A 19,450-nucleotide genomic window follows, 5' to 3' on the forward strand; every position below is an offset into this window, starting at 1 on the left:
ATTTGTTTGACAAAACCATAATGAATTGGAATGGATTTTCACCTCGCCGCCCTCAAGGCCTTTGTCGCTGCCGCACGTGAGTCGTCGTTCTCCCGCGCCGCCGACTGCCTGCACCTGACCCAGCCGGGCCTGTCCAAGCGGATCAAGAGCCTGGAAGACGGTTTGCGTGTCAGCCTGTTCGACCGCATCGGCCGCCGTACCGTGCTGACCGAAGCCGGACGCGCCTTCCTGCCGCACGCCTTGCGCATACTGGCCGAAGCGGACGAGGCGGCGCAGTTGCTGCGGCAGATGCAGCCCAGCCAGAGCGGCAGCCTGCATCTGGCCACAACGCAGCACATCGGTCTTTACTACCTCAAGCCCTGGCTGGCCGATTTTGTGCGTCACTACCCGGGCATTGATCTCACCGTCGACTTCAAAACCTCCGCGGAAACCCATCGCCTGCTCAGTCAGGGCGAGCTGGAGCTGGGTTTCATGTCCGAGCCGCCGCTGCACGAGCAAATGCTGGAATACGTGGCGGTGCTGGATGAAAAGCTTTGTTTCGCCGTGGCGGAGCAGCACCCCCTGGCGCTGCTGCCGGCGTTGACGCTGGGCGACCTCTCGCGCTACCCGGCCTTGCTGCCGGGCGGCAACACCCGTTGCCGGCGGCTGGTGGAGGCGCTGTTCCAGCAAGCCGGCACCGCGCTGGACGTGCGCGAACCGTCCAATTATCTGGAGGCCCTGCGCATGTTGGCCGAAGCCGGCCTGGGCTGGAGCGCGCTGCCCGAGGTCATGATCACGGCGGGTCTCAAGCGTCTGCCGTTGGCCGAACACGAGCCCACGCGCACCATCATGCTGGCCTATCACCGCAAACTCAGCCTGTCCGGGCCGGCGCGCCTGTTTCTTGACTGGGTCAAACAGCACCGGCTTGGGGTACACTCCGCCCCATGAGCACCGCCACCGAACAGGATTTCGCCCTCACCTCGCCCGAGCTGCCCGCCGGCGTGCCGATCGCGCACGTCTTCGGCCAACCTGTGCTGGAGGTGCCGCAAGACCTGTTCATTCCGCCGGACGCGCTGCAGGTGATTCTCGACAGTTTTGAAGGCCCGCTGGATCTCTTGCTGTACCTGATCCGCAAGCAGAACCTCGACGTGCTCAACATTCCCATGGCGGAAATCACCAGCCAGTACATGGGTTATGTGGACGCCATGCGCAGCGAGCGTCTCGAACTGGCGGCGGAATACCTGCTGATGGCGGCCCTACTCATCGAGATCAAGTCGCGGCTGCTGTTGCCGCGCCCGCCGGTGGACGAAGACGGCGAGGTGGACGACCCGCGCGCTGAGCTGGTGCGGCGTCTGCTGGAATACGAACAGATGAAGCTGGCCGGCCTTGAGCTGGACAAACTGCCGCAGGCGGATCGCGACTTCGCCTGGCTGGCGGTGCTGATCGAGCAGTCGGCGGAGGCCCGCCTGCCGGAAGTCTCACCGGTGGATCTGCGCCAGTCCTGGCTTGCCATCCTGTCGCGGGCCAAGCACAACCGCCATCACAAGGTGGAAAAGGACGAGCTGTCGGTGCGCGAACAGATGAGCTGGATCCTGCGTTATCTGCATGATCGCGAATACGTATCCTTCGAATCGCTGTTCGAAGTGGAAAAGGGCGTGGCGCATCTGGTGGTCAACTTCATCGCCGTGCTGGAACTGGTGAAAGAAGGCTTGGTGCGCGTCAGTCAGGAAGCCGCCTACCAGCCGATCTACGTGCGGCTGGCCGTCAGTTGAGCGAGATGCTGCGGAAATTCCAAAAGTCGTGTAAAATCCGCGCCTTCCCCGCGTTTTGACATGGCGGGCCCATCGGGCCCCGATATCTGGCCGATGTCCACCATCACCGACTTAAACTATCTGAAGATCGTGCTGGAGACGGCGTTGCTGACCGCCACGGAACCACTTTCCGTTGCCCAGCTCAAAAAGCTGTTTGCCGAAGACATCAAGGCCGCTCTGATCAACGACATCCTGGACGACATCCAGGGTGACTGGCGGGGCAGGGGAGTCGAACTGGTCAGGCTCAGTTCCGGCTGGCGCTTTCGGGCGCGGGCCGAATTCACGCCCTACCTGTCGCGGCTCAATCCGGAGAAACCGCCGCGCTACTCGCGCGCGGTGATGGAAACGCTGGCGATTATCGCCTACAAACAACCTGTTACCCGCGGCGACATCGAAGCCATTCGTGGCGTATCAGTGTCCAGCAGCGTCATGCAGACGCTGTCCGAGCGGGGCTGGATAGAAGTGATCGGGCACAAGGATGTGCCCGGAAGGCCGGGGCTATACGCCACCACCCGCAAGTTTCTCGACGATCTCGGATTTGTGTCGCTGAAAGATCTGCCCCCGCTGGCCGATCTGGGCAGCCTGGTGGTACCCGAGGCCCAGCCGCAAGCGACCGGCGAAGACGCCGAAGACAGCATCCCCCTCGACGATGAGGCGGACAATCCTGAGCCGATGCCGGAATAGGCCGCAGCGCCAACCGACGCGCTCATACAGAAAGAGCAAGATCTATGTCTAAAGGACAACAAAACGCCCGCCAGCCGGCGGCGCGTGCCAAAGGCCGTGAATCCTCCCGCCGTCAGTCAGACGCGCCTCACGGCAAAGGCCAGCCGCGCGCCAAGGCCGGCAATATGATCAAGCCGCGCAACCCGGGCCAGGGCCCGGTGGCCGGCAAACCGCAGCAACCGCGCCGTCAGGCCCGCGACGCCTACGGCAACTTGCTGACCGGCGGACAGGGCGCGCCGCATGAAAGCGCGCCGCTGTTCAAGATGAGCCGCTCCGAACTGGCTCAGCTGGAGTTGCAGCGTCAGAATAAAGGCATTTCCGGCGGCGAGGTCAACGGCAATGTGGCCGAACCGAAAAAACCGCGCCGCCAGACGGGCGATAAGCCGCCGGCAGCCGCCGGCCAGGGCCGTCGCAACGGCGGCAACAAGCCTGCCGGGCTGGAGCACGAACGCCGCTTCGGCAACAAGAACGCCGCCATGCCGGCCGAGGCCGGCACCCCGGCCGCCGCGACTGGCGAAGCGCGCGGCAACGGCAAACCCGCCAAGCAGCTGGTGACCCGCGCCAAGAAACTGAAGCTGCGCAGTCCCAATCAGGATGTGAAGGAAAAGTCCCAGCGCCTGCGCGATGTGCGCCTGGCGAAGTCGGATATTGAACCGGTGCGCGTGCAAAAAGCGCTGGCGGCTTCCGGCGTTGGCTCCCGTCGCGAAATGGAAGAGTGGATCGAAGCCGGCCTGGTGCAGGTCAACGGCAAGCGCGCCAGCCTGGGCGATCGCGTCGGCCCGGAGGACCGCGTCACCGTCAAGGGCGACCAGATCAAGCTGAAATGGCCCGACCGCCTGCCGCGCGTCATCATGTATCACAAGCAGGAAGGCGAAATCGTCTCCCGCGATGACCCGGAAGGCCGCGTCAGCGTCTTCCAGCGCCTGCCGCAAGCCCGCAGCAGCCGTTGGGTGGCCATTGGTCGTCTGGACATCAACACCTCGGGTCTGCTGCTGATCACCACCAGCGGCGAACTGGCCAACCGCATGATGCACCCCAGCTTTGAAGTGGAGCGTGAATACGCTGTGCGCGTGCTGGGCGAGCTGACCCCGGAAATCGCCAAGGAAATGACTGCAGGCGTGGAACTGGAAGACGGCCCGGCCGTATTCCAGCGCGTGTACCAGCGCGGCGGTGCGGAAGACGGCGCCAACCAGTGGTACAACGTGGTGATCAAAGAGGGCCGCAACCGCGAAGTGCGTCGCATGTTCGAGCACTTCGGCCTCACCGTCAGCCGTCTGATCCGCGTGCGTTTCGGCAATCTGGGCCTGCCCCCGCGCCTCAAGCGCGGTCAGTTCTATGAACTGAACGAAGCCGAAGTGGCCGCCGTGATGAAATGGTCCGACCTGACCGTCACCGGCAAAAAGAAAGTCCGTCGCTGATCGCGGGGCTCTCCGTTTTCCGATGACTCCCGACAGGGTGATGGCGCGCCATCACCCTTTTTCTTGGAATTGCGATGTTTGATTTTCTGCGCAGATTGTTTGCCGAAGACCCGCCAGTCGAAGTCTTGACGCCACGCGGGCCGCGCGCCTCCATCATCATCATCGATGAAGGCCGGCTGTTGCTGATGAAGCGCGTCAAGTCGGGCAAGGTGCGCTACGTGCTGCCCGGCGGTACCATCAAGAGCGGCGAAACGCCGGCCATGGCCTGCGTGCGCGAAACACGCGAGGAAACCGGTCTCACCGTGTGGCTGGGCGACAAGCTGGGCGAATTCGAGCACAAGGGTCGGCTAGAGCATGTTTTCATTGCCAGCAAGCACCGCGGCACCCTGCAGCTGGGCGGTCCGGAGCTGGCCAAGATGAGCAAGGACAACCAGTACCACCTGCTATGGGTAGGCCCGGAGCAGCTGCTGGATTGCAAACTTAAGCCGCGGGCGCTGGAGCCGCATTGTCTCGCGCTGCTGTCACAGGCATGATGTCAATCTTGTGACGGCGGCCAGCCGCGCGCCGCCGATGGTTTGATTGTGGAATTGTGTCGATGAGCAAGGCATTCACCAAAGAAAACGAGGAGATGGACGACGATCTGCCACCCGAGCAGCGTTTGCCCGCCTCCACTCGCAACTACATCACGCCGGGTGGTTGGCGTCGTCTGAAGGACGAGCTGTACCATTTGGTGAACCGCGAGCGCCCGGAAGTGGTGCAAGTGGTGAATTGGGCGGCCAGCAATGGCGACCGCTCGGAAAACGGCGATTATCTTTACGGCAAGCGCCGTTTGCGCGAGATCGACCGCCGCATCCGCTTTCTGACCAAGCGCCTGGAGTTGGCCGAAGTGGTGGACCCGGAAGCGCGCGAAGCCACTGATCAGGTGTTTTTCAGCGCCACTGTGCTGATCCAGCGCGGCGACGGCAACGAGCAGCGGCTCAGCATTGTCGGCGTTGATGAAATCGACCTGCCGCGCGGCCACATCAGCTGGATCTCGCCCATCGCTCGCACCTTGATCAAGGCGCGGGAAGGCGACAGCGTATTGTTTCGCGGTCCGGATGGCGACGAAGACATCGAGATTCTGGAAGTGTGTTACGAGAAAATCAGCTGAGCGCCGACACGGCGACTGCCCGGAAAACAACAAGGCCCGCATCTGCGGGCCTTGGTTTTTGCGCGGGTTGATCAGGCGGTCGGCGCGGCGTGCTTGCCTGCCAACTGGGCGTTGACCGCCATCCAGCCCTCGGTAGCGGTTTCGCCGGTATGGGCAAAGGCCTGCATCAGCAATTTTGCTTGTTCGCGATGCAGGGTTTCTTCCAGTTTGCGGCCTTCCTGCGTCAGCGAAAGCTGCTTCACCCGCTTGTCGTGGGCGGCAGCCATGCTGGCGATCAGCCCCATCTCCACCAGCTGGCGCAAGGGCATGTTGATGGCTTGCTTGGTAACATCCAGCGCGGCCAGCAGGTCTTTCACCGACAGGCCGGGATAGCGTGCCACAAAGAAGAGGATGCGGTGGTGAACCCGCGCCAGACCGCGCTTGGCGAGCATCTCGTCGGGTTTGTCGGTGAAGGCTTTATAGGCATGGAAGAAGGCTTCCATGGCGGCGCGAAGATCAATGGAACTGGTTGACTCTGGCATGTTGACGTCAGCCCGGTAGCAGGGTAGATTGGGTCAAAAAAATTGACATTTTATTGTCGGTTGCCACGACAGACCGCCATTGATCGGCAGCGCCGCACCCAACCGGCCGCTGCAGGAGCGAAGCTCCCGTCGCCCGCCACCCTCGGTCATGGAGACATGGTGACAGTCTGACGCCGGCAACTTGGGAGATTACCATGTTTTCAGAACGTATCGAACGCCTCATGGGCTCGTTGATCCGCGAAATCCTCGCGGCCGCGCAGCGCCCCGAGGTGATTTCCTTCGCAGGCGGTCTGCCCCAGTCCAGCTGTCTGCCCAAGCTGGATTTCAGCGATGTGCCCCAGCATCTGGCCCAGTACGGCACCACCGAGGGCGAGCCGGAATTGCGCGAGGCCATCGCTCGTCAGGCGCAAGCCATGGGTATTCCCTGCAGCGCCGACCAAGTGTTGGTGCTGACCGGTTCCCAGCAGGCCATCGATCTGGCGTCCAAGCTGTTCATCGACCCGGGCACGCCGCTGGTGACTGAAGGTCCTACCTATCTTGCCGCCCTGCAGTCCTTCAATCTGTTCGGCGCCAAAATCACCGCGGTGGCCCAGCGGGACGGACGTTTGCCGCCGGCAGATCTGGCCGCCGCGCTGGACAGTGTCAAACCGCGACTGACCTACCTCATCCCCAGCTTCCAGAATCCGTCCGGCGCCTGTTACACCGAAGCCAATCGCCGCGAGTTGGCCGAAGTGTTGGATGCCGCCAGCACGGTGGTGTTCGAGGATGATCCCTACCGCGCGCTGAGCTATGACGGCGAAGCGCCGGCGCCGCTGGTGTCCCATCTGAAGAAGGCTTCGTGGATCTATGCCGGCTCCTTCTCCAAAACGCTGGCACCGGGTTTGCGCGAAGGGTTCTTGATTGCCACCCCGGATCTTTACCCTTTGCTGGTCAAACTCAAGCAATCCACCGATCTGCACAGCAATCGTCCGGGCCAGTGGTTCATCGCCAAGGCGCTGAACAGCCCGGACTACCCGGTGCATCTGCAACGCTTGCGCGACACCTATCGTGTGGGGCGCGACGCCATGCAGGCGGCCCTGGAAAAGCACTTTGCCGATCTGGCCGACTGGCAGGTGCCGCATGGCGGCCTGTTCTTCTGGCTGACGTTGAAGCAAGCGCAGGATACTCGCGTGCTGTTGAAAGTAGCGCTGGAGCAAGAGAACGTCGCGTTCATGCCGGGCGAACCGTTCTATCCCGATCCGCAGCAAGGCATCGGTCACTTGCGGTTGAATTTCAGCCACGCCGCGCCGGAACGTATCGACGAAGGCATTGCCCGTCTGGCGGCGCTGATCCGTCAACGTCAGCGCGCCTGATGTCTTGCATTGTGTGATGAACAAGGTTGGCCTAAGACGTCTTCGGCCAACCTTGTTGTCTGATGCCGCAGGCAGCGGCGAACATGAAAAAGCCGGAGCGCAAGCTCCGGCTTTTTTGCGGGCAGAGTGAGGCCTCAGACGCCGACGGGGCTTTCGCCTTCCAGCATGGCCACACCATCCAGCGCCGAGCGGAATACCGCCTGCTGCAGCGTCTCGATGGCCTTCTTGCGGAAGAACTGCTTGCGCGTCACCAGCATCACTTTGCGGCGCGGTTCCGGCGCGGCGAAGGGCACTATCGACAGCAGGCTTTCATCGCCGGGGCCGATCGAGGTGGCCGGCATCACGGTCACTCCCATGCCGCTGGCCACCATGTGGCGAATGGTATTGAGCGAGCTGCCTTGCAGCGCGCCGGCCAGGCCGGAATTGTGGTTTTGCTTGCTGGCCAGTTCGCTGCAGGCCTGCAGCACCTGATCGCGGAAACAGTTGCCCTGCGTGAGCAGCAGCACGCTCTCATCCGCCAATTGCTCGGGCTGGATGGCGTCCTTTTTCTCCCAAGGGTGGCCCTTGGGGGTGGCGACGACGAAGGGTTCTTCGTAAAGTGGCCAGGCCAGCGTGCCAGTTTCTTCGAAGGGGTCGGCCACGATGATGGCGTCTACCTCGCCGCGCTTGAGCATTTCCGCTAGTCGCGCCGTGTAATTTTCTTCGAGGATGAGCGGCATTTCCGGCGCCAGAATGCGCAGGGCCGGAATCAGGCGCGGAAGCAGATAGGGGCTGATGGTGAATATCACGCCTAGTTTCAGCGGGCCCACCAGCTCGTTCTGATGCTCGCCTGCCAGCCGTTTCACGGTTTCCGCTTCTTCCAGCACGCGCTGCGCCTGCTCGATGATGCGTTCGCCGATTTCCGTCACCGCCACTTCCTGGCCACCGCGTTCAAACAGCGTGATGGCCAGTTCGTCTTCAAGCTTCTTGATGGCGATGGACAGCGTGGGCTGACTGACGAAACAGCTTTGCGCCGCGCGGCCGAAGTGGCGCTCGCGCGCCACGGCCACGATGTAGCGAAGTTCGGTCAGGGTCATGGTTTACCGTTGGTGCTCGGGCAGTACGATGTTGACTTCCAGCACTTCATAATCGTCCTGCTTTTCCACCTGTACCTTGATGTCGTCCAGATTGACGGCAACGTATTTGGAAATAACTTCCATCAGCTCGCGCTGCAGGGCCGGCAGGTAGTCCGGCGCGCTGCGGCCGTTGCGCTCATGCGCAAGAATGATCTGCAGACGTTCGCGGGCGATGGCCGCGGACTTCTGGCGTTTGCCGAACAGAATGTCGATAAGAGACATGGATCAACCTCCGAACAGGCGTTTCAACAGACCCACTTTCGGAGCCTCGAGGAATCGCATCGGGCGTTCTTCGCCCAGGAAACGGGAAACCACATCGCCATAGGCTTCGGCAACGTCGGAGCCGGCCAGATGGATGGCAGGGGTGCCGGAGTTGGAGGCTTGCAGCACGGTTTGCGATTCGGGAATCACGCCGATCAGCGGCACGCGCAGGATTTCTTTTACGTCGTCCACCGACAGCATCTCGCCCTTGTCCACGCGTGCAGGAGAGTAGCGGGTGATCAGCAGGTGTTCTTTCACCGGGCTGTCGCCGCGCTCGGCGCGGCGGGACTTGGATGCCAGGATGCCGAGGATGCGGTCGGAGTCGCGTACCGAGGACACTTCCGGGTTGGTGACGATCAGCGCTTCATCGGCAAAATACAGCGCCATCAGCGCGCCCTTTTCGATGCCGGCCGGGGAGTCGCAGACGATGTTCTCGAAACCCATCTCGGCCAGTTCGTTCAGCACTTTTTCCACGCCTTCCTGCGACAGCGCGTCTTTGTCGCGCGTCTGGGAAGCCGGGATGATATAGAGGTTGTCGCAGTTCTTGTCCTTGATCAGCGCTTGGTTCAGCGTAGCTTCGCCGTTCACCACATTGATCAGGTCGTACACCACGCGGCGCTCGCAACCCATGATCAGGTCCAGATTACGCAGGCCGACGTCAAAGTCGATTACCACGGTCTTGTGGCCGCGCAGGGCAAGGCCGGAGGCGAAGCTGGCGCTGGTGGTAGTTTTGCCGACCCCGCCTTTGCCGGAGGTCACAACAATGATTTTTGCCACGGTAAATCCCTTTGAGAATGAGTTATTCGCCAAGCGCGGTCATGACCAGGCGCTCGTTTTCGAGAAAGATCTGCGTCGGTTTGCCCATGATGCTGTCGGGCAGGGCCTGCTCAATAGTGCGATAGACGCCGGCAATGGAAACCAGCTCGGCTTCCATGCTGCGCGCAAAGATGCGGGCGTCGGCGTTGCCGCGCGCGCCGGCCAGTGCGCGGCCGCGCAAGGGGGCGTACACGTGGATGTTGCCGTCGGCGATGACTTCCGCGCCGGCGCTGACCATGGCCAGCACGATCAGGTCGCCGCCGCGGGCGTAGATTTGCTGTCCGGCACGTACCGGGCGATCAACAATCATGGCGCTGACGGGGGGAGGAGCAGACGGAACGACCGCTTCGGGCTTGGCCGGTTCCGGCGCAGGCTGCGCCGAGCGGGCCTGCGCGGCGGAATGTACATAAGCCATGCCGTAGCGGCTTGCCAGGTCGGCCAGCGAGGTATCCGGGTGACGCAGCGCCACGGCGCGGATGCCGTGGCGGCCCAGCAGCGGCAGCAGGGCGCCGAGATCGAGCGCGCCCGGGTCGGCGATATTTTCCACATCCAGGACAAAGGCTTCGCTGGGCGCGTTGGCGGCAACGCCGAAACGGGCCTCCAGAGCCGAGCTCAGCTCGGCGACGTCGCCGGTGCGCAGGATGAGCGCCAGCAGGTCCAGGCTGGCGGATTTTATGTCAAAGGCGTTCGCCACAGGGCTCATGATCAGGTTTCTAAATGAATAGATTTATTCTATTGCGCGAGTGTACTGGCTTGCCGCCCCCCTTTCAATGGCGCTGAACCGGGGCTGGACAAAATCGGAAACAAGCCTGTTGCGTTGCAAAAAAACGGCACAGGCGAGTAGCGAGGGGCGGATGCCCTGGTTTGTCATGTAAATGGAATGTTGCTGTTGTAAAAAGGCCAAAGAAATAGCGGCTTACGAGATTGTGCAGTGCAGCATTGAGTTGACCTCGCAGATGGTTTCTGTTTGAATAGCAATTGTTGCTATGCAGCAATCGGCGATTGGTCCGGTTTGTTTGTGACGAAGCTGAGTTGTCCAACATAATTCCCAGGAGTTTTACATGTTTACCAGCACCCAAGAATTTACTGCTCTCGGCCAGGCGCAATTCGACAAAGCCGTTCGCCTGTCCTCCATCGTACTGGCCGGCGCCGAGCGCTTCGCCAACCTGCAGCTTGAACTGACCCGCAAGCTGCTGGACAACAACGCCAAGAGTTTCAAGGCTCTGGCCGACGTGAAGGATCCGAAAGCCTTCGCCGAATTGCAAACCAGCCTGACCCAGCCCAGCCTTGACCAGGCTTTCGGCGTGGCCCGCGACATTTACGATGCCGCTGTTGCCACCCAGACCGAACTGACTTCCTTTGTTGAAGAGCAGTTGGCCGAAGGCAACAAGCAGCTGCTGGCTGGTCTGGACCGTCTGTCCAAGAATGCTCCCGCTGGTTCCGACGTGGCTGTTTCCGCGCTGAAAACGTTCGTGAACACTTCCAATGCCGCCTTCGAAAGCGTCTCCAAGACCGCCAAAAAGGTAAGCGCCGAGATCGCTGAAGCCAGCGTTGAAGCCGCCAGCAGCCAAGCCAAGGCCAGCGTAGCCGCTGTCAGCCGCAAAAAGCCTGCTGCATCCACTGCCGCTTCCGCCTGATTCGAAGCCGCTGCTGTCATGAAAAAACCCGCCGTCAGGCGGGTTTTTTATTGTGCGCCGGTCTGGGCGGGCCAGTGTGCAAGCAGCTGTTCCAGCAAGGGCTTGGCCTGCGCGCTCTCTTGCGCCATCAGCACTACCAGCCCGGCCAGTTGCGCAGCAAAGTGGCCGTCGCGGGTTGCCGGTTCGCGCAGCGCCGCCAGCAGCGATGCCGGGTCGGGCGCGGCCAGATGCTGGCGCGCCAGGTAGGCTTGCGCCAGCTGCCGCAGTTTGTCGAGCAGCTCCCATTGCGCTTGCAGGCGACTTTCCCATTGCAGCGCCGAGGGGGCTGCCTGCTCTGGCGAGACCGTGCGCCAGCCCGAGAGCAAGGCATCCATCACGTAACGGGTAAAGCGGGCACTGCCCAAGGGGCCGCAGTGCAGCCAGGCGTTTTGCGCCGGGGCGCAGGCGTCTAGGAGTGCGCGAGCTTGCGCAGGCAGCGGCAGCGGGCCGCCGGTGAGCAACATGAAACCCTGTGCGCCGCCTTGCGGCAGCCACCAGCCTGATACTTCCACCACCGCCATGCCGGATAGCGCGGCAACGCGCTGGTCAAGCGCATCCCAGCCGTCCTGCGCCATGTCCAGCCAGCCTTCATCACACTGCACGCCGCAGGCGTCGGCCAAGGGCCACCCCGCCGCCGGCGCGCAACGCTCGGCAAGCAGGCCGGATGACTGCAAGCGCTGCAGTATCCAGTCGAGGTGGGGGGCGTCGCCCAGAAGCCGGTACATGAATGTGGTCGCTGTCGATTGATGCGGCGCTCAAGGCCGCGTTGGAGATATGGCGGGACGTTTCATTGTGATGCTGAAGCATCCACCCTGCAGGAATTTTTCCACAAGTTGACGGTTTTGCGCATGGTGCGCGGCGTGAACAAACAAAAACGCCGGAGCAGCGACTCCGGCGTATGTGCGACAAGGTTGGCCGAAGGCTTACTTGCCGAAGCGGGCAATGCCTTCCACCAGTTCGGTCTTGGCGTCTTCCAGCGTGCCCCAGCCCTGGATCTTGACCCACTTGCCCTTTTCCAGATCCTTGTAGTGCTCGAAGAAATGCACCATCTGCGCGCGCAGCAGTTCCGGCAGGTCTTCCAGCTTCTGGATGGACTTGTACATCGGGCACAGCTTTTCCACCGGCACGGCTACCAGTTTGGCGTCCACGCCGCCGTCGTCTTCCATCTTGATCAGGCCCAGAGCGCGACAGCGCACCACCACGCCCGGCGGCAGCGGGAACGGGGTCACTACCAGCACGTCAACCGGATCGCCGTCGCCGGCCAGGGTTTGCGGCACAAAACCGTAGTTGGCCGGATACATCATGGAAGTGCCCATGAAGCGGTCAACCACCAGCGTGTTCCAGTCCTTGTCGAATTCGTACTTGATGGGAGCGGCGTTGGCGGAGATTTCGATGACGACGTTAAAGTCGCCCGGCATGTCTTTGCCCGGGCCGATGCTTGCCAGGTTCATCAGGCTGATCCTTATGGTGTGATGGTAATTGAGGCGAAGTAAATTGCAGCGAGACAACAAGAGCCGCTAACAAAACCGGACGAGCCTTGTCTTGTGGACGCGCTTGGCGCCGGGTTTTGTTAGCCGCTCTCAAGCCGTCGATTATATCAGCAGCTGCCCGCTTGTGCGGCGCAAGGTATAATCCCAGCCTCTGTTTGCATACATGGCCGCAACATGACCTTCGACACGCTTATCACCGAATTCGACAAAGGCCTGCGCACTCTTTTCGCGCAGGCGCACAGCCAGCGCGCGCATCCCGATGCCGGCGTGGCCGACGCCGAGCTGAGTCCGGCGGAAAAGCGGCATGCGCTGGGGCTGATGCGAGTCAACCATTGCGGCGAGATTTGCGCTCAGGCGCTGTACCAAGGGCAGGCGTTGACTGCCCGCGACGAGGCTGCCCGCGACAAGTTGCGCGAAGCCGCGCAGGAAGAAGTGGAGCATCTGGCTTGGACCGAGCGGCGCATCCGTGAACTGGGCGGCCGTCCCACCTTGCTTGGGCCCTTGTGGTACACCGGTTCGCTGGCTATCGGCATCACCGCCGGCGTGTTGGGGGACAAGTGGAACCTTGGTTTCCTGGAAGAAACCGAACATCAGGTGGGGGCCCATCTGGACAGCCACCTGCGCCAGTTGCCGGAGCAGGACGCCAAAAGTCGCGCCATTGTCCAGCAAATGCGCGACGACGAGCTGCGTCACGCCGATATGGCGCACAATTTTGGCGCGGCATCATTACCAAAACCAATCAAACGCTTGATGACATTAAGCGCCAAGGCAATGACGGCCAGCACTTATCGTCTTTGAGCTCTGTTTGTAGATTTACCTAGTACAAATGCCGCCCTTATGGGGCGGCATTTTTTTATGTCTAGGATAGGGCGCGGCTCTGTTCATGCCGATGGCTGAGCATTTGGATAAAAAACCTTGTGCATAAAGCTGTTATTGAGACATGTTTTCAAAAATAAAATTTGAAATAACAACTTCATTTCAGTGGTCTTGCTTCATGGAATTTGGATGATGCAACAGGCATGACACAGACCTCCTGCGGGAGTCGGCCATGACCGTATCCAAACGCATCCTCTTCCAGATTGCTCTGGCTGTTCTGGCCTTGATCGGCCTGGCTGCCAATGGTTTGTACAGCCAGTTCAGGCTGGCCGTCATGGCGCAGAACTTCGCTATGAGCGACTACCCCAGACTTATCACATTGGGCAGGTTCAGTGATGCGGTATATGGCCTGCGGCTGACGGGTTTGCATGCACTTACCTCTACCCGCGACGGCGATCGCAAGGCGGCGCAGGCGGATGTCAAAGCCAGCTATGATGCGGCCAAGCAGGCCATAGGCGCTTACGCTGGCATGATCAACGATGATGAGGATCGCGGCCTGAACAACAAGGATTTGCAATTGCTGGATCAATACCACGACGCGCAGACCCCGATGCTCGACGCTGCCGCACGCAATGATCTGAAAGGAGCGCGCAAGCTGCGCACCGACAGTGTCACGCCGGCCGGCGATGCGCTGCGGACCAATATCCTTGCCCACATTGATTACAACAAGCGCTAAGTGGACAAAGAGGTGGTCGACGCGCATGCGCAGTTTGCCGCCTCGCGCAATATCAGGGTCGGCATCAGCGTATTGCTGTCGCTGGTGCTGCTGTTCAGCGGTTGGCGCGCATACGCCTACATCGTCAAACCCTTGCAAGAACTGCACGGCGTGATGAACCGGATTGGCGAGAGGCTGGACTTCACCCTGACCATGCCGGTTTACAACGCCAAAGACGCAATCGGCGGCACCGCTACGGCATTCAATGCCCTGGTGGAGCGCATTCGCCACAGCCTCGTCGGCATCAACGAGTCTTGCGCGCAGGTGGCCAACTATACGAGCAATCTGGCGCTCAACGCCACCATTGAAGCCGCTCGAGCCGGCGAAATGAGCCGCGGTTTTGCGGTAGTGGTGGACGAGGTGCGCAAGTTGGCCGAAAGAACCGCCGTACTGACCGGCGAGATCGATCAGGTGATTCGCGGCATCAACGATACTTCGCGTCAAACCACATCCAAGATGGGCGAAGCCCTGCAACTGGTGGATTCAGGTGTGGAACGTTCTGACGAAGCCATAAGGGCGGTGGGGCTGATCGAGCATTCATCCGGCGCGGCCATGAGCATGGTGATGGAAATTGCCGAGGCCATCCGTGAGCAAGGCCGCGCCTGCAACGCCATAGCTGGCAAGTGGAGCGCATCGCTCAGATGGCCAATCAATCCAGCGTGGCGGCGCAGGAAAACGCGAATACCGCCAATCATCTGGACACGGCGGTGCAGGGGATGAGCAAAGCGATGGCGCGCTAACGCCTGTAAGACGCAGCTGGCGATAAACCGGCATTCACAGGAATAATGAAAGCCACCCATGAGGGTGGTTTTTTTATAGCCTGGAGGCGCAAGGGTGAGCAGAGACGAGAAATTACGGCTGGCGGCGCAAAGCCTGGGGTTTGATATCGAGGCGGAAATCCGCATTGGCGGCCATTACCTGCCGGTGCTGCGGGACGGTGACTGGCTATTTGTCAGCGGGCAAGTGCCGCGCATCGGCGAGATGGTGGTGGCGACCGGCGCGGCCGGCGCCGAAGCCAGTATTGAGCAGGCGCGTCGCGGTGCCGCCATCAGCGCCGTGCGTTGCCTGGCACTGTTACGCAAAGAGCTGGGTACCTTGGAACAGTTGGCCCGCATCGTGCGGCTGACAGTGTTTGTGCGCTCAGCGGACGGCTTTGGCCAGCAAAGCGAGGTGGCGGATGCGGCCTCAGACCTGCTGGTGGCTGTGCTGGGCGAGGCGGGGCTGCACGCGCGCACCTCGGTGGGCGTGGCGCAACTGCCGAAGGGGGCGACAGTGGAGATTGAATTGCAGGCGAAAGCGGCGTAGCGGGAATGAAAAAAGCACTGCCGAAGCAGTGCTTTTTTCTTGAATCCTGGCGTGCCAGAGAGGATGAAAGTGGGCAATGGCTTAATACCTTTATAGTCAGAGGAAAAACCAATTGAGTCAAAATTTCAAGCTTGTGTGATTTTTTAAATGAATAAATTGAACAATTGGCTTTCGGAATACAGCCTACTCATTAGTGAAATTTTTACGTTTACTGCGAATTCGACGTCGCTTTTCATGGGCTTTTTTTCTGGCTACAACAACTTCTCGCCAATCATCCCCATCATAGTCGTTCTTGTGAATATTGCATCGATCACACAACACCTGAAGGTTGCTTTTAAGATATCTGATATTAGGGTGCTTAGAGCGCGGTTTAATATGATCAACATGAATTCGCTTTCCTCGGATAAGAGTGCCACACCCATTGCATCGCTTATCACCTTGTCGCCAAGCGCTGATAACATCAGCTCTAATTCTGGACCAATTCCAGTGTTGTTTAAACTCAGCATAAAAGCTAGGATTGTTTAGAAGAGATGGTGATGTTTCATATTGCTGATAAATATCTTTTGCACGTTGAATATTCTTAAGAGCTTTAAGTTGATTAGCTGCCAGCTCGGCTCTTTCTAATGAGTAAATTCTTAAAATACCAACAAAACCTGTTAAACATAAAAATGATATGACTATCCACCAAAAGCTGATCATTGATGAATTCGCAATAAGGTGGCTGATTGCAATTATCGCTAAAGTAAGAATAACTGGTGCGAAACGTCTGGCTTGGGTATTCTTAGGAAGAAATTTATCAGCAAACTGGGTTGATAAAAATGCAAAGCCCGCAAATAATTTTACTCCTAAAAGCAACACAATCAACCCTGCAATGATTTGTATCACGATTTTCCCGATATCTATTTGAAATGCGACATGTACATCATCACAAATTCATTTCTACGCTACTTAATATATTTCTAAGAACCAACCCGTTTTTGTAACACGGGGGGCTACGACTATACACAACAAAATGCCCTTGTACTATGCAATGATCGCTGCTATCGTTGGTAGCAGTCAACGGCCTTACATTGATACTTCGAGCCACAGTCTCCTTCGCAACCGAGATGGCCGAGGCCAGGAAAGCCCACAGCTGGCACCTGAAGACCTCCGATATAGCCACGGTTCACGCCGCGATGTCATACATACCTACTGATCGAGCCGCCATGACCACTTTTCCTTTTTACAAATCGGGAATGGGGTTGATCCTCCGCTAACGGTGGCCTGCTCCATTCCATCCTGAATGGAGTTCATCATGTCTATTGATGCGCTTGCCCAGACACGGGCGGACTTCCGCTTCTTGCTGTTTGGTCACGATACGGTGCAGTGCGCCTATTACCTTGCACGCGGCGTGCACTGCATTGTGGATTTCTCCGAGATCGCCTTGCACAAGGAGCGTCTGCGCCATGCGAAGCAGCGCGAAGGCGTTGTGCTGCGTTACGGCAGCCAAGCCTTCAAGCTGCAAGCGTATGGCAGTGGATCGGGCTATCCCTTTGTGCTGGAGAATGCAGAGTTACGAATTGAATGCGGCGAGTTCAACAATCCTTCCTTTTTCGTCACCTTCCGCAGCCAGGCCTTATGGCAGTACGGCACGCAAGCATTGCATCAGCGCTTCATGCAGTGGGTTGACGAGGTGGGACTAGTCAGTGTCAAACCACCATCACTGTCACGCGTGGATTTCACCTTTGACTATCACCTGCCAGAGCGCGACTTTGACTTGGCCTCATTTGTCAGTCTGGCAGGCAAAGACAGCCAATACCGCGAAAATGGCACCGAGCAGACATTCTCATTCGGCAAAGGCGATGTAATGCTGCGGGTGTATGACAAGATCAGCGAGATTGCCCAGCAGAGTGACAAAGTATGGTTCTTCCCGCTGTGGGGTGTTGAGGCTGGGGTATGGCGGATCGAGTGGCAGGTGCGCAAGGCGCTGCTCAAGCGCTTTGGCATCCGTACCATGGATGACCTGTTTGAACGGCAGGCTGATTGCCTGCGTTATCTAGCCGCTGAGCACGACTCCATTAGCAGGCCAAACCAAGACAGTAATCGTTCTCGCTGGCCACTGCACCCGCTATGGACAGATTTGCTGACCCAGATTGATGCGCTTGAAGGGCTGGGGGTGTACCGGGAAATTGATGCGGCAGCTGTCTTGCAAGAGCGTCTGATGCGTGTAGGCATCAGCCTGTATGGCTACGCCAAGCGAGTGGCTGCTATCGAGTGCATTCAGCAGCGGCGCGACTTCATCGACCTGGATGAGACACTGGAGCGGATTGGTCGCTTGGTGTACCGCATTCATGATGCACCAACATGGAAATCTGACGTTGAAAAGCGTATCAATGACATGAGGTTGGGGCTATGAGCAACAGCAAACAGCATCGCCCCTGTCATGAAGTGATTCTGTATGGGCGGCAGGTCAATGCGGAATTGCATGAGGCGGAATTGAGGCAATGGACGGTTTATCTACCGGACTTGCTTCCCGCCCTTCTGCAATCCATCGAAGAAGCGTAACACCTACCCACGCCTTCGGTAGTCATTGCTGCCGAAGGCGGACTGCTCCAGATGAGGTATGTATGGCCGTTGCACTATATGCACGTGTGTCCACCACCCGCCAAGCCGAGAAAGACCTGTCCATTCCCGACCAGCTGCGCCAGATGCGCGATTGGTGTCAACGGCAGGGTTATGTCATCAGTCAGGAATATATCGAACCGGGTGCATCCGCGACTGATGACCGTCGCCCAGTCCTTCAGCAGATGCTGAGCGATGCAGCACTATCGCCAGCCCCCTTTGAGGCGATCATCGTCCACAGCTTGTCACGCTTCTTTCGCGATGCGCTCAGTTTTGGACTCTACGAGCGCCAGCTAAACAAGCGTGGGGTCAAGATCATCTCGATTACCCAGCAAACCAGCAATGATCCTGCAGGTGAAATGGCTCGCAAGATTTTCAATGTGTTTGATGAGTACCAGAGCAAGGAAAACGCCAAACATACCCTGCGTGCCATGCAGGAGAATGCCCGGCAAGGTTTCTTTAACGGCTCGATGCCGCCATTCGGTTACAAGGTTGTCGAGGCCGAAGCCTCAACTGGTCGTGGTAGGAAGAAGAAAAGGCTGGCGATCAATGAGTCAGAGGCCAGTCTGGTGCGCCGCATTTATGACCTGTACTTGCATGGTGATCATGGCAAGCCGATGGGACTGAAAGCCATAGCAGGTTATCTGACTAGTCATGGTTTGCTGATGCGTGGCCGACCGTGGCGCATGCAGCAAGTGTATTCGGTGTTGTCGAGCACGACTTATGCGGGAGAGCACTACTTCAATGTGACGAACTCCAAGACGCGTAAGGAAAACCCACGCAGCGAATGGGTCAGGCTCGATATCGACGCAATTATTGATCGAGCTACCTTTGAGGACGTGCGAGCGCTGCGCAGCGCTCGCGCGCCCGAAAAGGTGGCACCAAGGTTGGTTACCAGCGAAACCTTGCTGACCGGGTTGCTACGATGTGGGCATTGCGGGGCTTCAATGACCATCATTACCGGCAAGGGCGGGCGGTATCGGTACTACATGTGTACTAATCGCCGAAACAAACAGACGACGATTTGCCCTAGCAAGAGTTTGCCAATGGAAAAGCTTGACGATGTTGTCCTGGGTTACTTCTCGGAATATTGGCTGGTGCCGGAACGAATCGCAGGTCTGTTGCTGGAGTGGCGCAAGCAACTGAGTAGCCGCAAAGCACAGCAACAGGACAAGTTGGCCATCGTGCAAAAGTCACTTGCTGATATCGAGATGAGACAGGCACGCTTGCTGGATGCAATTGAAACGGGCGCACTGGCTGCCAATGATCCAACCATTACCATGCGTCTTGGGAGGCTAAAGTCAGAGCGTGAGGCGCAGCTGGTCGAACTATCCGGTGTTCGACAAGAGCAAAGCGTGCCGGTTGAGAAGATCACAACCAAGCAGATCGAGGTGTTCTGTCAGGTGCTGCGCAACAAGTTGCGGGGCGACAAGGTGTTTGCCAAGCAGTACCTGCGTATCTTGCTAGATGAGATCAGGATCAGGGATGGAGAGGCGGTGGCCAGCGGCAGCTACGAGGGGCTGGCGCAGACGGTGCTGGAAATGAAAAAAGGCACCGACGAATCAGTGCCTTCCTTCATACGTGTTTGGCGTCCCCACGGGGAATCGAACCCCGGCTACCGCCGTGAAAGGGCGGTGTTCT

The 19,450-nt window shown here is 59.1% G+C and carries 23 protein-coding genes; 15 read left to right on the top strand and 8 right to left on the bottom strand.

Annotated features, from left to right (window positions below; translation table 11 throughout):
- The first annotated feature begins 30 nt into the window (after nucleotides 1-30).
- The 6 genes from Q0P52_RS10050 to greB all read left to right on the top strand — a co-directional run bounded on the left by Q0P52_RS10050 (nucleotide 31) and on the right by greB (nucleotide 5,081).
- Nucleotides 31-927: a LysR family transcriptional regulator gene (locus tag Q0P52_RS10050; protein ID WP_293761422.1), complete on the top strand. Its 897-nt coding sequence runs from the start codon at nucleotides 31-33 to the stop codon at nucleotides 925-927.
- A complete protein-coding gene (locus Q0P52_RS10055) occupies nucleotides 924-1,751 on the top strand; it encodes a ScpA family protein (RefSeq protein ID WP_293761424.1) in 828 nt (275 codons plus the stop codon). Before Q0P52_RS10050 ends, Q0P52_RS10055 begins: the two co-directional genes overlap by 4 nt.
- A gap of 93 nt (nucleotides 1,752-1,844) precedes the next feature.
- On the top strand, nucleotides 1,845-2,474 hold the full coding sequence (scpB, locus tag Q0P52_RS10060) for an SMC-Scp complex subunit ScpB (protein ID WP_293761427.1): 630 nt from the start codon (nucleotides 1,845-1,847) through the stop codon (nucleotides 2,472-2,474).
- 353 nt (nucleotides 2,475-2,827) lie between these two features.
- On the top strand, nucleotides 2,828-3,931 hold the full coding sequence (locus Q0P52_RS10065; RefSeq protein WP_293761494.1) for a pseudouridine synthase: 1,104 nt from the start codon (nucleotides 2,828-2,830) through the stop codon (nucleotides 3,929-3,931).
- Between the two features lie 74 nt (nucleotides 3,932-4,005).
- Nucleotides 4,006-4,464: an NUDIX domain-containing protein gene (locus tag Q0P52_RS10070; RefSeq protein WP_293761429.1), complete on the top strand. Its 459-nt coding sequence runs from the start codon at nucleotides 4,006-4,008 to the stop codon at nucleotides 4,462-4,464.
- A gap of 95 nt (nucleotides 4,465-4,559) precedes the next feature.
- Nucleotides 4,560-5,081 carry a transcription elongation factor GreB gene (gene greB, locus Q0P52_RS10075; RefSeq protein WP_293761496.1) on the top strand — a complete coding sequence of 174 codons (522 nt, stop codon included), beginning with the start codon at nucleotides 4,560-4,562 and terminating at the stop codon, nucleotides 5,079-5,081.
- Nucleotides 5,082-5,152: 71 nt separating this feature from the next.
- Here the strand turns inward: greB and Q0P52_RS10080 are convergent, their stop codons facing one another.
- Nucleotides 5,153-5,602 carry a MarR family transcriptional regulator gene (locus tag Q0P52_RS10080; protein ID WP_293761432.1) on the bottom strand — a complete coding sequence of 150 codons (450 nt, stop codon included), beginning with the start codon at nucleotides 5,600-5,602 and terminating at the stop codon, nucleotides 5,153-5,155.
- Nucleotides 5,603-5,796: 194 nt separating this feature from the next.
- Here Q0P52_RS10080 and Q0P52_RS10085 point away from each other — a divergent pair, with 194 nt between their 5' ends.
- The gene (locus Q0P52_RS10085) at nucleotides 5,797-6,954 is read left to right on the top strand and encodes a PLP-dependent aminotransferase family protein (RefSeq protein WP_293761435.1); all 1,158 of its coding nucleotides are present in this window, start codon (nucleotides 5,797-5,799) and stop codon (nucleotides 6,952-6,954) included.
- 134 nt (nucleotides 6,955-7,088) lie between these two features.
- Here Q0P52_RS10085 and Q0P52_RS10090 read toward each other — a convergent pair whose 3' ends face one another.
- Genes Q0P52_RS10090 through minC form a run of 4 tightly spaced genes read right to left on the bottom strand, consistent with a single transcriptional unit; the run spans nucleotide 7,089 to nucleotide 9,849 of the window.
- Entirely contained in the window at nucleotides 7,089-8,030 is a 942-nt protein-coding gene (locus Q0P52_RS10090) for a hydrogen peroxide-inducible genes activator (RefSeq protein WP_293761438.1), read from the bottom strand.
- 3 nt (nucleotides 8,031-8,033) lie between these two features.
- Nucleotides 8,034-8,291 carry a cell division topological specificity factor MinE gene (gene minE / locus Q0P52_RS10095; protein WP_293761440.1) on the bottom strand — a complete coding sequence of 86 codons (258 nt, stop codon included), beginning with the start codon at nucleotides 8,289-8,291 and terminating at the stop codon, nucleotides 8,034-8,036.
- 3 nt (nucleotides 8,292-8,294) lie between these two features.
- Nucleotides 8,295-9,107: a septum site-determining protein MinD gene (minD, locus tag Q0P52_RS10100; RefSeq protein WP_293761442.1), complete on the bottom strand. Its 813-nt coding sequence runs from the start codon at nucleotides 9,105-9,107 to the stop codon at nucleotides 8,295-8,297.
- A gap of 22 nt (nucleotides 9,108-9,129) precedes the next feature.
- Nucleotides 9,130-9,849, bottom strand: a complete 720-nt coding sequence (gene minC, locus Q0P52_RS10105; protein WP_293761445.1) for a septum site-determining protein MinC — start codon at nucleotides 9,847-9,849, stop codon at nucleotides 9,130-9,132.
- A 358-nt stretch (nucleotides 9,850-10,207) separates the two neighbouring features.
- Between minC and Q0P52_RS10110 the strand changes: the two genes are divergently transcribed.
- On the top strand, nucleotides 10,208-10,783 hold the full coding sequence (locus Q0P52_RS10110; protein WP_293761447.1) for a phasin family protein: 576 nt from the start codon (nucleotides 10,208-10,210) through the stop codon (nucleotides 10,781-10,783).
- Nucleotides 10,784-10,830: 47 nt separating this feature from the next.
- Here the strand turns inward: Q0P52_RS10110 and Q0P52_RS10115 are convergent, their stop codons facing one another.
- Entirely contained in the window at nucleotides 10,831-11,547 is a 717-nt protein-coding gene (locus Q0P52_RS10115) for a hypothetical protein (protein ID WP_293761450.1), read from the bottom strand.
- A gap of 198 nt (nucleotides 11,548-11,745) precedes the next feature.
- Nucleotides 11,746-12,273, bottom strand: coding sequence for an inorganic diphosphatase (gene ppa / locus Q0P52_RS10120; RefSeq protein ID WP_293761453.1), 528 nt, complete (start codon nucleotides 12,271-12,273; stop codon nucleotides 11,746-11,748).
- A gap of 213 nt (nucleotides 12,274-12,486) precedes the next feature.
- On the opposite strand from ppa, the gene coq7 reads away from it, so the two are divergent.
- The 4 genes from coq7 (at nucleotide 12,487) to Q0P52_RS10140 (ending at nucleotide 15,208) form a co-directional block, all read left to right on the top strand.
- Entirely contained in the window at nucleotides 12,487-13,110 is a 624-nt protein-coding gene (gene coq7 / locus Q0P52_RS10125; protein WP_293761460.1) for a 2-polyprenyl-3-methyl-6-methoxy-1,4-benzoquinone monooxygenase, read from the top strand.
- A 250-nt stretch (nucleotides 13,111-13,360) separates the two neighbouring features.
- The gene (locus Q0P52_RS10130) at nucleotides 13,361-13,864 is read left to right on the top strand and encodes an MCP four helix bundle domain-containing protein (protein ID WP_293761462.1); all 504 of its coding nucleotides are present in this window, start codon (nucleotides 13,361-13,363) and stop codon (nucleotides 13,862-13,864) included.
- A gap of 12 nt (nucleotides 13,865-13,876) precedes the next feature.
- Nucleotides 13,877-14,623 carry a methyl-accepting chemotaxis protein gene (locus tag Q0P52_RS10135; protein WP_293813705.1) on the top strand — a complete coding sequence of 249 codons (747 nt, stop codon included), beginning with the start codon at nucleotides 13,877-13,879 and terminating at the stop codon, nucleotides 14,621-14,623.
- A 114-nt stretch (nucleotides 14,624-14,737) separates the two neighbouring features.
- A complete protein-coding gene (locus tag Q0P52_RS10140; RefSeq protein ID WP_293761467.1) occupies nucleotides 14,738-15,208 on the top strand; it encodes a RidA family protein in 471 nt (156 codons plus the stop codon).
- Between the two features lie 183 nt (nucleotides 15,209-15,391).
- Here the strand turns inward: Q0P52_RS10140 and Q0P52_RS10145 are convergent, their stop codons facing one another.
- Nucleotides 15,392-16,093, bottom strand: coding sequence for an HNH endonuclease signature motif containing protein (locus tag Q0P52_RS10145; protein WP_293761469.1), 702 nt, complete (start codon nucleotides 16,091-16,093; stop codon nucleotides 15,392-15,394).
- 409 nt (nucleotides 16,094-16,502) lie between these two features.
- Here Q0P52_RS10145 and Q0P52_RS10150 point away from each other — a divergent pair, with 409 nt between their 5' ends.
- The 3 genes from Q0P52_RS10150 to Q0P52_RS10160 form a co-directional block, all read left to right on the top strand.
- Nucleotides 16,503-17,603: a phage/plasmid replication protein gene (locus Q0P52_RS10150; RefSeq protein ID WP_293813706.1), complete on the top strand. Its 1,101-nt coding sequence runs from the start codon at nucleotides 16,503-16,505 to the stop codon at nucleotides 17,601-17,603.
- Nucleotides 17,600-17,752: a hypothetical protein gene (locus Q0P52_RS10155; protein ID WP_293761475.1), complete on the top strand. Its 153-nt coding sequence runs from the start codon at nucleotides 17,600-17,602 to the stop codon at nucleotides 17,750-17,752. The genes Q0P52_RS10150 and Q0P52_RS10155 overlap by 4 nt, the downstream gene beginning before the upstream one ends.
- Nucleotides 17,753-17,814: 62 nt before the next feature.
- Nucleotides 17,815-19,450, top strand: a 1,636-nt coding sequence (locus Q0P52_RS10160; RefSeq protein ID WP_293761478.1) for a recombinase family protein, incomplete at its 3' end; no start/stop codon positions are given.

It is taken from the genome of uncultured Aquitalea sp. (genome assembly GCF_945957525.1).
Lineage (GTDB): Bacteria > Pseudomonadota > Gammaproteobacteria > Burkholderiales > Chromobacteriaceae > Aquitalea.

Coding starts and splice junctions, on each gene's coding strand:
- Q0P52_RS10050 (WP_293761422.1), top strand. CDS start 31: ATGGATTTTCACCTCGCCGCCCTCAAGGCCTTTGTCGCTGCCGCACGT.
- Q0P52_RS10055 (WP_293761424.1), top strand. CDS start 924: ATGAGCACCGCCACCGAACAGGATTTCGCCCTCACCTCGCCCGAGCTG.
- scpB (WP_293761427.1), top strand. CDS start 1,845: ATGTCCACCATCACCGACTTAAACTATCTGAAGATCGTGCTGGAGACG.
- Q0P52_RS10070 (WP_293761429.1), top strand. CDS start 4,006: ATGTTTGATTTTCTGCGCAGATTGTTTGCCGAAGACCCGCCAGTCGAA.
- greB (WP_293761496.1), top strand. CDS start 4,560: ATGGACGACGATCTGCCACCCGAGCAGCGTTTGCCCGCCTCCACTCGC.
- Q0P52_RS10080 (WP_293761432.1), bottom strand. CDS start 5,602: ATGCCAGAGTCAACCAGTTCCATTGATCTTCGCGCCGCCATGGAAGCC.
- Q0P52_RS10085 (WP_293761435.1), top strand. CDS start 5,797: ATGTTTTCAGAACGTATCGAACGCCTCATGGGCTCGTTGATCCGCGAA.
- Q0P52_RS10090 (WP_293761438.1), bottom strand. CDS start 8,030: ATGACCCTGACCGAACTTCGCTACATCGTGGCCGTGGCGCGCGAGCGC.
- minE (WP_293761440.1), bottom strand. CDS start 8,291: ATGTCTCTTATCGACATTCTGTTCGGCAAACGCCAGAAGTCCGCGGCC.
- minC (WP_293761445.1), bottom strand. CDS start 9,849: ATGAGCCCTGTGGCGAACGCCTTTGACATAAAATCCGCCAGCCTGGAC.
- Q0P52_RS10110 (WP_293761447.1), top strand. CDS start 10,208: ATGTTTACCAGCACCCAAGAATTTACTGCTCTCGGCCAGGCGCAATTC.
- Q0P52_RS10115 (WP_293761450.1), bottom strand. CDS start 11,547: ATGTACCGGCTTCTGGGCGACGCCCCCCACCTCGACTGGATACTGCAG.
- ppa (WP_293761453.1), bottom strand. CDS start 12,273: ATGAACCTGGCAAGCATCGGCCCGGGCAAAGACATGCCGGGCGACTTT.
- coq7 (WP_293761460.1), top strand. CDS start 12,487: ATGACCTTCGACACGCTTATCACCGAATTCGACAAAGGCCTGCGCACT.
- Q0P52_RS10130 (WP_293761462.1), top strand. CDS start 13,361: ATGACCGTATCCAAACGCATCCTCTTCCAGATTGCTCTGGCTGTTCTG.
- Q0P52_RS10150 (WP_293813706.1), top strand. CDS start 16,503: ATGTCTATTGATGCGCTTGCCCAGACACGGGCGGACTTCCGCTTCTTG.
- Q0P52_RS10155 (WP_293761475.1), top strand. CDS start 17,600: ATGAGCAACAGCAAACAGCATCGCCCCTGTCATGAAGTGATTCTGTAT.